Source organism: Anaerococcus sp. Marseille-Q5996, from assembly GCF_946893725.1.
Classification (GTDB): domain Bacteria; phylum Bacillota; class Clostridia; order Tissierellales; family Peptoniphilaceae; genus Anaerococcus; species Anaerococcus martiniensis.
The window spans coordinates 190,787-204,190 of record NZ_CAMPPE010000001.1 but is presented as its reverse complement, the minus strand read 5'-3'; the positions used below and the strand labels follow the sequence as shown (position 1 = coordinate 204,190).

General features: G+C 33.1%; 12 protein-coding genes. 1 reads left to right on the top strand and 11 read right to left on the bottom strand.

Features of this window, described 5'->3' with window-relative positions; genetic code table 11:
• Positions 1-2 precede the first annotated feature (2 nt).
• Positions 3-2,519, bottom strand: a complete 2,517-nt coding sequence (locus tag OC526_RS00925; RefSeq protein WP_262121391.1) for an ATP-dependent Clp protease ATP-binding subunit — start codon at positions 2,517-2,519, stop codon at positions 3-5.
• 514 nt (positions 2,520-3,033) lie between these two features.
• On the opposite strand from OC526_RS00925, the gene OC526_RS00920 reads away from it, so the two are divergent.
• Positions 3,034-3,324: a hypothetical protein gene (locus OC526_RS00920; protein ID WP_262121389.1), complete on the top strand. Its 291-nt coding sequence runs from the start codon at positions 3,034-3,036 to the stop codon at positions 3,322-3,324.
• A gap of 48 nt (positions 3,325-3,372) precedes the next feature.
• On the opposite strand, the gene OC526_RS00915 is transcribed toward OC526_RS00920, so the two are convergent.
• From OC526_RS00915 to OC526_RS00870, 10 genes are all read right to left on the bottom strand, one after another.
• On the bottom strand, positions 3,373-3,555 hold the full coding sequence (locus tag OC526_RS00915; RefSeq protein WP_262121386.1) for a hypothetical protein: 183 nt from the start codon (positions 3,553-3,555) through the stop codon (positions 3,373-3,375).
• The gene (sufU, locus tag OC526_RS00910; protein WP_262121383.1) at positions 3,548-3,976 is read right to left on the bottom strand and encodes a Fe-S cluster assembly sulfur transfer protein SufU; all 429 of its coding nucleotides are present in this window, start codon (positions 3,974-3,976) and stop codon (positions 3,548-3,550) included. Before sufU ends, OC526_RS00915 begins: the two co-directional genes overlap by 8 nt.
• A gap of 1 nt (position 3,977) precedes the next feature.
• Positions 3,978-5,198 (bottom strand): aminotransferase class V-fold PLP-dependent enzyme, encoded by a 1,221-nt coding sequence (locus OC526_RS00905; RefSeq protein WP_262121381.1) that lies wholly within the window; start codon positions 5,196-5,198, stop codon positions 3,978-3,980.
• A gap of 1 nt (position 5,199) precedes the next feature.
• The gene (locus tag OC526_RS00900) at positions 5,200-6,240 is read right to left on the bottom strand and encodes a SufD family Fe-S cluster assembly protein (RefSeq protein WP_262121378.1); all 1,041 of its coding nucleotides are present in this window, start codon (positions 6,238-6,240) and stop codon (positions 5,200-5,202) included.
• Complete coding sequence (gene sufB / locus OC526_RS00895; protein WP_262121376.1) at positions 6,240-7,652, bottom strand: Fe-S cluster assembly protein SufB; 1,413 nt, start codon at positions 7,650-7,652, stop codon at positions 6,240-6,242. The genes OC526_RS00900 and sufB overlap by 1 nt, the downstream gene beginning before the upstream one ends.
• Before the next feature lie 3 nt (positions 7,653-7,655).
• Positions 7,656-8,387, bottom strand: coding sequence for a Fe-S cluster assembly ATPase SufC (gene sufC, locus OC526_RS00890; RefSeq protein WP_262121373.1), 732 nt, complete (start codon positions 8,385-8,387; stop codon positions 7,656-7,658).
• A gap of 151 nt (positions 8,388-8,538) precedes the next feature.
• The gene (locus OC526_RS00885; RefSeq protein WP_262121370.1) at positions 8,539-8,805 is read right to left on the bottom strand and encodes an HPr family phosphocarrier protein; all 267 of its coding nucleotides are present in this window, start codon (positions 8,803-8,805) and stop codon (positions 8,539-8,541) included.
• Positions 8,806-8,947: 142 nt separating this feature from the next.
• The gene (locus OC526_RS00880) at positions 8,948-10,360 is read right to left on the bottom strand and encodes an aminoacyl-histidine dipeptidase (RefSeq protein WP_262121367.1); all 1,413 of its coding nucleotides are present in this window, start codon (positions 10,358-10,360) and stop codon (positions 8,948-8,950) included.
• Between the two features lie 17 nt (positions 10,361-10,377).
• Positions 10,378-11,670, bottom strand: coding sequence for a coproporphyrinogen dehydrogenase HemZ (hemZ, locus tag OC526_RS00875; RefSeq protein WP_262121364.1), 1,293 nt, complete (start codon positions 11,668-11,670; stop codon positions 10,378-10,380).
• Positions 11,671-11,734: 64 nt separating this feature from the next.
• The gene (locus OC526_RS00870; protein WP_262121362.1) at positions 11,735-13,279 is read right to left on the bottom strand and encodes an AbgT family transporter; all 1,545 of its coding nucleotides are present in this window, start codon (positions 13,277-13,279) and stop codon (positions 11,735-11,737) included.
• Between the last annotated feature and the right edge of the window lie 125 nt (positions 13,280-13,404).

The window sequence follows — 13,404 nt, the reverse complement described above, 5'->3', positions numbered from 1 at the left end:
TTTTACCTCCAATTTTTTTCTTGTGCTGTCAGATTTAGTTTTTCATCTTCAAATGCTAATGTTATTTGCAATGGATTATCTGACTTGGTTTCTAATATTTTTTTAGAAATTTCTAGATAGACTTCTTGCTCGATAAATTTCTTGATTTCTCTGATGTCCATATCATATTCAATTGCAAATGCTGATAGGTTTTTTATAAACTGATCATCATAGCTAAGGCTGATACGATTATCTTCCAAATCATTTTCTAATTTGCTTAAATTAATTTTTATTAGTTTATCAATTGAGTCTTTTTCTAGTTCGTTTAGATAAAAAACATAATCCACTACATTAGTTATACCCGATATATCATTTTCTAAATTATTATTAATATTTTCCGAAGTGGTTAAGAAAATCATTGTATTTTTCAAATCTATATTGCGGCCCTTGTTGTCTTTTAACTTGCCTGCACTTAAAATTTGTGAGACTAGACTTTGAATTTCAACATTTGCCTTCTCGATATTGTTAAATACAACTACGCTATATGGTTTTGTCCTTATAGCCTCAGTTAGGATGCCCCCTACTTCATAGCCAACATATCCTGGAGGAGCTCCAATAAGTTTTGTAACGGCTGATTTTTCTGTAAATTCACCCATATCAAATCTTAAAAGACTAGTTTCCCCATCAAAAAGATATTTTGAAGTTAGCTCTGCTATATAACTTTTGCCAGCGCCCTTGCCGCCAATTAAAAAACTACCGATTGGTTTGCTTCTTTCAAACAAACCACCCTCAGAAATTAGGTAGGTATCTATGATTTTATCAATCATTTTGTCATTGCCTACAAATTCTTCTTTCATATTTGACCTGATTTGATCGAGGTTTTCGATTTTATTTAGTTGTAGTTTTACCTTTGGCATGCCTGATAATTTAGAAATAATCTCTTTTACTTCAGAACTTGTCACACTAGTTGAAAGTGGATAGTAGGCTTCTTGGTCATTTAATTTATCAAGTTTTGCTTCTACTAATTTTTTAGACTTGATTTTTTCGTCTAATTCGCTAATGTTGTGTTCATTTTGAGCTATTTCTATGTCAGCTAAAATGTCATCAAGTTCTTTTTCGTAAAGTAAAATTTGCTCTTGTCTTTCTTTTTCAAGCTCGTATAACTTGGTTTTTTCTTCCAAAGAGTTTTTTAAATTTTCTATCTCTGTTTCTTTTTCGACAATCCTATCACGTGATATATTGTCTGTTTCATCCTTTAAGGCTATTTTTTCCATTTCAGCTTGGATTAGCGCGCGGTTTAAGTTGTCTATTTCGACAGGTTTTTGATCTTTGGTCATTCGCGTTAATGCCGCAGCCTCATCGATGACATCTATGGCAACATCTGGTAGTTTTCTGTAGGATAAAAATCTTTTTGAAAGCTTAACAGCTTCTACTAAAGCAGTATCCGAAATTTGTACCATATGATGTTTTTCATATTTGCCTTTCACACCTCTCAGGATGGCGATTGATGTTTCAACACTTGGTTCATTTACCATTATTTTTTGGAATCTACGATCAAGGGCTCCATCTTGTTCGATATACTTTTTGTATTCTTCGATAGTTGTTGCACCTATTGTTAAGATTTCACCACGGGCAAGCATTGGTTTTAGGATATTTGCAGTATCCATAGTTCCTGATGTATTTCCTGCACCAATAATATTGTGGATTTCATCGATAAATAAAATAATCTTGCCTTCAGAATCCCTTACAACCTCAAGGATTTTCTTTAATCTATCCTCAAAATCTCCCCTATATTTTGTTCCTGCTACCAGAGATGTCATATCAAGTGAAAAAACCATCCTATTTTTTAGATTGTCTGGCACATCCCCTTGGACAATCCTTTGGACAATCCCTTCAACAATAGCAGTTTTACCAACACCCGCCTCACCAATTAAAATCGGATTGTTTTTTATCCTACGGGATAAAACACGGATAGCGCTACGAGTTTCCTCATCCCTGCCAATAACGGGGTCAAGTTTTCCTTCAATAGCTTCCTTGGTTAGGTTTCGACCATATTTTTCAAGATTTGCAATGGTTTCTTTAGCAATACCATTTAAAAATTGCTCATTAAACTTTCTTGAAACGAATTGCATAAATCCATCATAATCAAGCTTATGCTGGCCCAAAATTTTGGAACTTGTAGTTTCAGTCTCCTTTAATAAGGCAAGAAAAATATGTTCTAGTCTAATTTTTTCTTCAAAGAGATTTCTTGTAAGTTCTTCAGCAACCAACAAAACTTTTTGATAAGACCTGCTGACATAAAGATTTGTCACACCCTTTGCACTTCTAAGTTTTGTCAGAGCATTTTCCACGTCATCCTTAAGTTGTTGGAAATTAACAGCTGATTCTTTTAAAAACTCTGCAATCTGATTATCGGGATTTTGTAAAATTGCATATAGTAAGTGCAAGTCAGACACTTCCGAATTGCTATATCTAATTGCAATTTTATTTGCATGATTAATAACATCTACCGATGCTTGTGAGTATTTTTTGATATCCATTAAGTTAATTACCTCCAGATGCCATGAAAAATATTTGGCTTAAATTTTAAGACTTTTATCGTCTTTTATAAATTCTTACCCATTTGTTAAATATTTCCCAGGTATTGAATCATAATAATTTGCAAAAACCAAAATTAATAGTTATTTTTTAAAAATCACAAAAATATTCAAAAAAATAAAAAGCCTTAGTTAAATAATTTTTAGCTAGATTTAAATATTTTTAAATATTATAAGAAATAATAAAAAATAGTCCTATTATTAACACTCCTCCTAAAAATTCTTTTGGCCTTTGCCTAAGCATAGTATAACATAAAATAAAACGATTTCCAATATTTTTTATCAAATTTGCTATAAAAACTAAAAATTTAGTTTAAATTTTATCAATATTGGTATTTCACTTTTTTATTAAATAAATTTTGCAAGAAATTAAGCAAATCATAGAAATATTAAACTTGATTTCTAATTATTTCTACTGATATAATAAACATAGGTAAACATATTCCAAGGAGGATATATGAAAGAGCATAAAGTAAATGATATAGATTATAAGAAATTAATGCACTTAGATTTTGTGTTTGGAGTTAGTGGACTTTTAATTGCATTTTTCTTTATAAATTCATCGTACATAAGTGATATTATAATGAAAGTAAATAATGTAAGTTACTTTAGTTTAGATGGTGACTTCTATTCCATACTTGCCATAAGACCTTTATTAATTATATATTCTATTCACAGAATTTATAGTGGTTTTAAAAATATGCTGATTGATAATTCTAAAACAGAAAGAAAAGAAAATAATAAGTAATTAAAAAAGAGATCTAATGTTTTCTAACTTTTAGATCTCTTTTATCTATCATATTTTATTCATTTTTTTATACTTGGTATAAGCATTTGCCCCCATAAGTATGGTTACTATTAAGATTAGCCACCAATATGGGCGGTTTTTTTGATATTGTAAAAATGTTAGTGCCGCAAGTAGCAAGCTTGTAATTGCACTTGTCAAAAATTCCATTTGCTCTAAGCTATTTTTATTCATCTTTAATAACTTGGTCTAAGGTTTTCCAAGAAAGTAGGGCGCATTTTACCCTTTGTGGCATATTTTGAATGTTAATAAAAGCAACTGCATCGCCTAGGCTATCTAGTTCTTCATCGCTTACTTCTTCTCTTTTAATCATTCTTATATAAATATCTGCCATTTTTTTGGCTTCTTCCTTGGATTTGCCTCTTATCGAATCGCACATTACGCTTGTTGCTGCCTGGCTTATAGCACATCCATCACCTGTAAAGGCTGCATCTACAATCTTATCCCCATCTGTTTTTAGTTCTAGGACTATCTCATCCCCACAAGAAGGGTTATGGCCAGGTTCTTTTATATCAGCATCTTTTAATTCGTGTTTGTTGGCTTGGTTTCTAGAATGATCTAGGATAATTTGTGAGTAAATTTCTTCCATATTCATATTATAAACCCATTACCTTTCTAACATTTAGTAACTCTTTGGCAAAGATCTCTGCCTCTTTCTTGGTATTATAAAAGGCAAAGCTTGCACGAGTTGTAGCGCTTACTTCTAAATACTTGTGAAGTGGCATAGCACAGTGGTGGCCACTTCTTACTGCAACTCCCTTACTATCAAGGATAGATGCAATATCGTGTGGGTGGATATCTTCAAAAGTAAATGATAAAACAGCTCCTGTTTTTGCATTCTCTGGGTAGAAAATTTTGATATTTGGTATATCTTTTATCAAATCATAGGCATAGCGGGTTAAGTCGTGTTCGTATTGGTAAATATTATCTATGCCAATTTCTTCAATATAGTCAATAGCTGCTGATAGTCCCAAAACTCCTCCAACATCTTGAGTTCCTGCCTCAAATTTGTATGGAAGTTCTGCAAAAGTTACCTCTTGTTCGTAAACATATTCTATCATATCCCCACCTGTTAGGAAAGGATCCATGTTTTCAAGCAATTCTTTTTTGCCGTATAGGACACCAATTCCCATTGGCGCAAGCATTTTGTGGCCAGAAAATACCATAAAATCACAATCTAAATCAGTCACATCTGTTTTTAAATGAGGGATAAGTTGGGCTGCATCAACTACTGCTATTGCCCCAACTTCATGGGCCCAGTTAGTAATTTTTTTGACATCGATTATTTCACTTGTCACATTTGATGCACCTGTAAATGAAACAATTTTTGTATTCTCATTGATTTTTGATTTTAAATCATCATAATCTAGGGAATAATCATCCTTTAGATATGCATAAACTAGCTTTGCACCCGTATGTTTTGCCACCATTTGCCAAGGCACTAGGTTTGCGTGGTGTTCTAGGATTGTAATTAAAATCTCATCACCAGCACTTAAATTGTTCATAGCATATGAATAAGCAATTAGATTAAGTGCTTCTGTAGCATTTCTAGTAAAAATTACTTCTTCACGATTTTTTGCTCCAATATATGAAGCGATTCTATCACGCGCACCCTCATAGGCTTCTGTTGCTACATAGCTTAAATAGTGGGCTCCCCTGTGTGGATTGGCATTTTGATATTTATAGTATTTGTCAACCGCTTCTATAACTTGTTTTGGTTTTTGACTTGTTGCACCTGTATCAAGGTAGATGACTTCCTTACCTACTTTTTGGCTATCTAGGTAAGGAAAATCAGCTCTAATTTTTTCTATATCCATTTTAATTCCTTGTGTTCATTTGATGAACTCTTTCTTTTAGTTCATCTCTTAAAGATTCATCTTCAATTTTATCAAGGGCTTTTGAGAATGTTGCTTCTAGCATCATTGATTCTGCTTGTTTTTTGTCAAAACCACGGCTCATGATATAAAATAACATTTCTTTATTTAGTCTACCAACACTTGCTGCGTGGTTACCCGCTACTTCTTTTTCTGCACAAAGAAGGATTGGAGCAGTTTTATTTTTTACATTGTCTGAAAACATCATTGAGTAATCCCCAATTTTACCATCCGCTTCAAAGCAACCGTGTTTTAGATCAACTACACCCTTCCAATTTTTGTGGGCACTGTCTTTTAGAGCACCATTAAACATAGCATCAGAATCAGTTTCATTGCCGTAATGATCATTGTTTGCAAGTATGTCTAGGAATTGGTCTTTTTCTTTAAAGTAAATTCCATCTTCTATGACATGAGCTCTATCGCCTGCTAGGATATTGTTTATATTTACAATTGAGTAATCAGCCCCAATTTCAATATAGGAAATATCTAAAAGCGCATTTTCTCCTACAATTGTAGTTACTGATTGTAAATTAGTTGAGTTTTCTCCAAAATTTGTAACTACAACTAATTTTACCTTTGCATTATCAGCTACATTTACCCTTATTTGAGAATTTAAATATAAATTTTCTCCCTCACCTAGGGCTGAAATTAAAAATGAAGATTCTGAATTTTCGCGGGCATTAATATCAATGCCTGCTACCAAAATATTATTTTCATCATCTACTTTTAGATCGATAGATTCAAAATCTTTTTTGCCCTCTACATCACGGTAGATGCTAAAGTTTCTAAATTCTTGGTTTTCTTTTTTTGTCTCATCAGAAAGGCCGTATTCATATGCCTTAAAAGCATCTTCTAAGTCTTTAATTGATTCGCCTTCGCTATTTTTAAAGTACTCTTGTTTTTCTTTTAGGCCAAGATTTGCATCTACATAATTTAGGCCTTGGGAATTCCAAGTGTACATTCTCATTTCATTTAGTCTACTCATTAACCATTTGCTCCTTCTAGTTCCATATCTATTAGGCGGTTCATTTCAACTGCATATTCTAGTGGTAGCTCGCGGCTAACTGGTTCTGCAAATCCACGAACAATCATTGATTTTGCTTCATCTTCTGGAATACCACGGCTCATTAGATAAAATATTTGTGATTGGTTTAGTGAACCAATTTTAGCTTCGTGACCACAGTCTACATCATCATTTCTAATGTCTAATACTGGAATTGTATCTGATTGAGCATTTTCGCCTAGCATTAGGTTTTCACAGTCAACTGTAGAACGACTGCCTTTTGCATTTTTCTTCATTTGAACTAGAGATCTAGTCATTGATTTACCAGTTCCAGCTGTAATTGATTTTGTAAGGGCTGTTGAATATGTGTTTGGAGCAAGGTGAATCATTGAGCAACCATTGTCAATGTATTGTCCATCAGCTGCAAAAGTAATTCCTGTGTATTCTGCGCTTGCGCCTTCACCAGCTAAAACTGATGTTGGGTAAAGCATAGAAACTTTTGATCCAAATGATCCTGAAACCCAAATTACTTTTCCGCCCGCATCAACGATAGCACGTTTGGTGTTTAGGTTATACATATTTCTTGACCAGTTTTCTATGGTTGAAAATCTTACTTCAGCATTTTTACCAACGAAAATTTCTACAGACCCTGCGTGTAAGTTTACTACGTTATATCTAGGTGCTGAGCATCCTTCGATAAAGTGTACTTTTGCATTGTCTTCTGCAATTATCATTGTGTGTTCAAATTGTCCAGCTCCAGGAGCATTTAATCTGTAATATGATTGTAGAGGAATATCTACTTTTACTCCCTCTGGCACATAGATTAATGATCCACCAGACCATACTGCACCGTGTAGGGCTGCGTATTTGTGAAGTGTTGGTGGAATTGCTCTTTGGAAATATTCTTTAACAAGGTCTTCGTGTTCTTTTAGAGCTGTTGCAAAGTCCATAAAGATAACACCTTGGTCTTCCAAGTGTTTTTGGATTGAAAAATATACTTCCTCAGAGTCGTATTGGGCACCAACACCAGCTAAGGATTCTTGTTCAGCCTGTGGAATACCTAATCTATCAAAGGTTGCTTTGATTTCTTCTGGTAAGGCTTCCCAATTTGATTTTTTATCTGTTTTTGGTTTTACATAAGCTGTAATGTCATCTACATTTAACTCTGATAAATCCGGTCCCCAAGTTGGATTTTCTAGTTGATTAAAGATTTCTAATGATTTTAATCTTCTAATTCTCATCCAATCTGGCTCGCCTTTTTCACGAGAGATTTCGTTTACTATATCAGCATTGATTCCTTTTTCGGTTATCTTATCGTAGGTAAATTCGTCTATAAAGTCGTAAAAACCTCGATCCAATTCTTTTATTTTTTCTTCTATATTATTACTTGGCATATTTTACACCCATTCGTATCCGCGTTTTTCGATTTCATCCATTAGGCTTGCATCACCCTCGTGAGCGATTTTGCCATCTTTAATTACGTGAACATAATCAGCTTCGATATTTTCTAATAACTCTCTGTGGTGAGTGATGATAATTACTGCATTATCTTCTGTGAGATAATCTTTTATACCCTTACTTACTATTCTTACAGCATCGACATCTAGTCCTGAATCAGTTTCATCTAGCATAGCTAGTTTTGGATTTAGCATTTTTAGTTGTAAAATTTCAGATTTTTTACGTTCACCACCTGAGAAACCAACATTTACATATCTACTAGCATAATCTTCAGAAAGATTTAAGTTTTCCATTTCTGTTGCTAATTGCCTGCTAAATTTAAGCATTTGTGGTTTTTCACCAGTAATTTGTTCTTCAGAAATTCTTAAAAAGTCGTTTAATTTTACACCTGGAATTTCATCAGGGTGTTGGAAGGACATAAATATTCCGCGGCGAGCACGTTTATCTACAGATTCTTCTGTGATGTCATCACCTTCAAAATAAATTTTACCTTCTGTTACTTCATAAACAGGATTTGCCATGATTGTATTCATAAGTGTTGACTTACCAGAACCATTTGATCCCATTACAACATGAACTTCACCCTTGTTTACTGTTAAATCTATACCTTTTAAAATCTCAGTATCTTCAACTGATACGTGGAGATTTTCTATTTTTAATAACTCAGACATATATACCTCTTCTTTTAAAATTAGTAATAAATTTTCAATTAAAATATACTACTTTACTAGGAATTATCAATTATTATAATTCTTTACATATTGTACCATTTTTGACCAATAAAAAAACGAGCCTAGGCTCGTGGATTTATTTATATAAAATTTATTGGTTGTTTATTTTGTTTTCAACAACATCAACAAGATTTTTTATAGCTTCTTCTTCCTTATCTCCGTCTGCTCTTAAAGTTAATTCATCCCCATTAGAAGCACTCATGCTAAGAACTGACATTATTGACTTTGCATTGTAGCTTCTACCGTTTTTTTCAACTGTTATGTCGCAAGGATATTTTACTGCAGCACGGATAAAAATCGATGCAGGTCTTGCATGCAAGCCAATCTCATTAGTTAGTATGACTTTTTGCTCGTACATAGTACCTCCTTTTTGTAAATTCTCTTCCTGTTATCATATTACAATATTAGAAATAAAAATGCAAACATTTTCCAGAATTGTTTTAAATTTAAGTAAACTTAGCTAAAATAAAAAATCCACCCACTCAGGGGCGGATTTCTTATTAGACCCTTTTTAGCAATTCTACTAGGAATTTGTAATTTTTTTCTGTTGATTCTATGTTTACTCGTTCGCTTGGAGAGTGAGCTCCTTCTATAGTTGGACCAAATGAAAGCATTTCTACATCTGGCATTACACCCTTGAATAGTCCACATTCTAGACCGCCGTGAGTGGTTTCAACTGTCATTTCTGATCCAGTTTGTTCTTTCCAAATGTCATTTGCAATATCAATTAGTTTAGTTTCTTCTCTTTGCCAGCCTGTATAAGCACTTGTAACTTCACAATCAGCTTCAAATTGTTGGGCAATTTTTTTAGCAATTGCTGCCCTATTAAATTTAGCAGAGTCAATTTGAGATCTAATCATGCAAACGATTCTCACTTCGTTTTCATCTTCTTCAAGTATACCTAGGTTTGATGAAGTTATGATTTCGCCTTGGTGTTTTTTAACCAAACCATCTGGTAGGGTATAAAGAGTGTTTATAATATTTTCTGAAAGATCTTTTGTTAAAACTTCTCCATCAAAACTTGCATCTTCAAGAGTTATTTGGCCTTTTGGATCTGTATCTTTTGATTCATTTAATATATCAGCAATTCTTGATTCGATTTCTTTTTTTGCGGCTTCTTTATCTGCTACTGCAAATACTACTTCTGCAGTTGATGCGATGGCATTTCTTTTTACCCCACCATTGATAGATGCAATTTGTACTCCCTCAATGTCTGCTAAAAGTCTACCAATAGTTTTGATTGCATTTAGGCGTCCTCTGTCAATTTCCATACCAGAATGTCCACCTTCAAATCCTCTTAGGTCAAGTTTTAAGAAATCTCCCTCAGCAGCTTCTTTTTCTTTTTTAAAGCTGATTTCTAAATCACATCCACCTGCACAACCTATTGTAAGGATTCCATCTTCTTCAGTATCTATATTTATTAAGTATTTTGCATTAATATCAGATGCATCAAGGGCATTTGCTCCTACCATTGAAGTTTCTTCACCAGTTGTAATTATAGCTTCAAGTGGGCCGTGAGCTACTTCTTCATCATCAAAGATTGCTAAAATATAAGCAACTCCCATACCATCATCAGCACCTAATGTTGTACCATCAGCTCTTACCCATTCTCCATCAACAATTAATTTTATAGGGTCTTTGCTAAAGTCATGGTCAGAATCATTTTCTTTTACACAAACCATATCCATGTGACCTTGAAGGGCAATAGTTGGCTTATCTTCGCATCCAGCACTTGCATCTTTTTTGAAAATAACATTTAAAGCTTCATCTTGGCGAACTTCTAAATTTCTTTCTTTTGCAAAATTTACCAAATAATCAGAAACAGCCTTTTCATCCCCAGAACCTCTTGGAATTTCACTTAATTGTCCAAAAAATTTCCAAACTAGTTCAGGTTTTAAATCTTTAATTTCCATAATAAATGCCTCCTTTTTTAATTATTATACTCATTAATTAATTTATTTTTAGCATTTATATTTTTATCTATATTATTGTAATAGTCACGAATATTACGGTCGTTTCTGTATTTTTTCCCATTCATAAGTTTGCTATTTGCATTCATACCAAGGCCCATTACATTTTCTATTTCTTCGTTAATAATTATGTTGTACCTTTGGGCTGTGTCTCCCTTTTGATAGCCTATATTTTCTAGATTGCTGATTATATTTTTTTGGCGATAGAGATAATAGGCTTTATAAGAATTTTTTTGAGTAAATTCTTTTATAGCTTGACTTATAGTTAGAGCATCTCCTATAGACCCCTTTTTATTTTCTTCCCTATACTTGCTGCCAGATTTTGTTGCTAGGGCATGGAAAGTTATATTATCAGGCTGAAGTTTTTTTAGAATTTCAAAATTTTTTGCAAAAGCTTCTGCATTTTCACCAACAAGTCCAACTATAAAGTCCATATTAATTATAAATCCTAATTCACCAGCTTTTTCATAGATTTTTAGAAAATGGTCCATATCCTGATTTCTACCAACTGATTTTATAATTTTTTGATTAAAGGTCTGAGGATTTAAGGAAATCCTGTCAACTCCCTTTGCCTTTAAAATTTCTAATTTTTTCTTATCCAAAGTATCTTCACGACCTGCTTCGAAAGTAAATTCTTGGTAGGAAAATTTATAATTTATTGTATCCAATAATTTTTCCAAATCCTTGTGGCTGACATATGAAGGAGTCCCTCCACCTATATATATTGTGTCTAAGTTTTTTGGCAGATTTATATTATTAATTTCTTTTATTAAATAGGAAATATATTCGCTCTTGTCATGGTGGGGTCCAATTATTGTAGGATAAGAACAATAATCGCACCTAGTTGGGCAAAATGGAATATTGATGTATAAATTAAAATTATTTTTATCAAAATCTAATTTTTCTTGCTCGTTTTTAATATACACTAGCAAATTAATTTTCTCATCTGAAACAAAATATTTTTCTTTTATTTGACTCGGACTTTGTTTTTGTAAAAGCTTTGATGGTTTTGATCCAGTCAGCATCCCCCATGGTGACGTATAATCATTTATTTCTACTAATAGCTTATACAATGTAGCTTTTAATTCATAATTATCCTTATAAGGGTAAGTTTGGCCTTGAAAAATAATCTTATCATCTAAAATTTTTATTTCTCCCTCATGGTCAAAGCTTATCTGCCTATCATCATAAAAAATATTTAAAATATCATATACAATTTTTCTTTTATTCTCATCACTTAGGTAAATTTTCATGGAATAATTATACTTTTTTGGGCAAGCAAAAACAGGCCTTCAAAATTGAAAACCTGTTTGATTATTAAACGTAAAGCCCAGCGCCTGGTCCTAGTGGTAATCCTAATAGCATCCAAACTATTAGCCAAACTGTCCAAAATATTAAAAACGAAATTGAATATGGCAGCATAGTTGAAATTAGTGTTCCAAGTCCACTATCTTTATCATATTTTTGCATAAATACTACTATCATTGCAAAATAGCTCATAAGCGGGCTGATGATATTTGTTGATGAATCAGCAATTCTATATGACATTTGTGTTAACTCTGGTGAAAGTCCCATTTCAAAGAACATTGGTACAAAAATCGGCGCCATAATTGCCCATTTTGCTGAGGCTGATCCCATAAATAAGTTTAAAAATGATGTTAATAAAATAAATATTATAATTAGAGGGATACCTGTAAGTCCAATATTATTTAAGAAATTTGCACCGTTCACAGAAAGAATGGTTCCTAAGTTTGTATATCCAAAAAATGCCACGAATTGGGCAGCAAAGAAGGCTAAAACTAGGTAGCCACCCATGGACTCCATGGATTTTGACATTGCTTTTACTAAATCATTTGAATTTTTAATTGTTCCCACGCTTTTACCATAGACAAATCCTGGGATTAGGAAAAGTAAAAATAAGGCTGGAATAAGACCATTGGCCAAAAAATTGTTGATATTTACATCACCATATTTGTCTGGCTCTTTTAAAATCGCATTTTCAGGAAACATCAAAAATCCAAGGATAATTAAATAAATTAATAAGGCAATAAGTGCATTTCTTAATCCCTTTTTTTCTACTTCTGTTACATCAGATTTTACTTCGTGTTGGCCAGCTAATTTGTATTGGCCTAACTTTGGTATAACTACAAGTTCTGTCACCAAAGTTCCTATACAAGTTAGAAAAATGGTTGAGGAAATTAAGAAAAACCAGTTTCCTGTAACATCAACTGTTGCATCAATGCTTGCTGCTCTTAAGGCTTCATTTGTAAGTCCTGATAATAAGGCATCTGTTGGTCCGAAAAGTAAGTTAGCAGAAAATCCTCCAGATACTCCAGCAAAGGCTGCAGCAAGCCCTGCAAGTGGGTGTTTGCCAGCTGTTAAGAAAATCAAAGCACCAAGTGGAATTACAACTACATAACCTGCATCAGATGCTATATTTGAAATGATTCCAACAAAAACTACTGTTGCAGTTAGGACAAGTGATGGAACATTTGATAAAAGTTTTTTAAGACCTGCATCAAAAAATCCTGCATATTCTGCCACTCCTACACCAAGCATTGCCACTAAAACTGTACCCAGTGGTGCAAATCCAGTGAAATTTGTAACAGCTGTGCTAAAAATGTGTCTGATTCCTTCCGCATTTAAAAGAGGAGCTGCTGAAATTTCAACTACTTTTCCCTCTCTTGCATCAAAAAAGTCTACAGAAACCCCATTCATATAACAAATTTGTGCTATAACTGCTAGAATTGCTATCATTATTACAAAAATCATAGCAGGGTGGGGCAGGGCATTTCCTACTCTTTCAACCCAGGCTAAAAATCCTGATTCTTTAGTCTGAGATTTTTTAGTTTTATCTGTCATAATACCTCCAAATAAATGAATTTATATAAAAATATATTTATACTTTATAGTTTTTGTAGTTTCTAGTCAAGAAATTAGACCATTCTCTAATTTTAGACACAAAAAAACTAGCCTAAAAGGCTAGC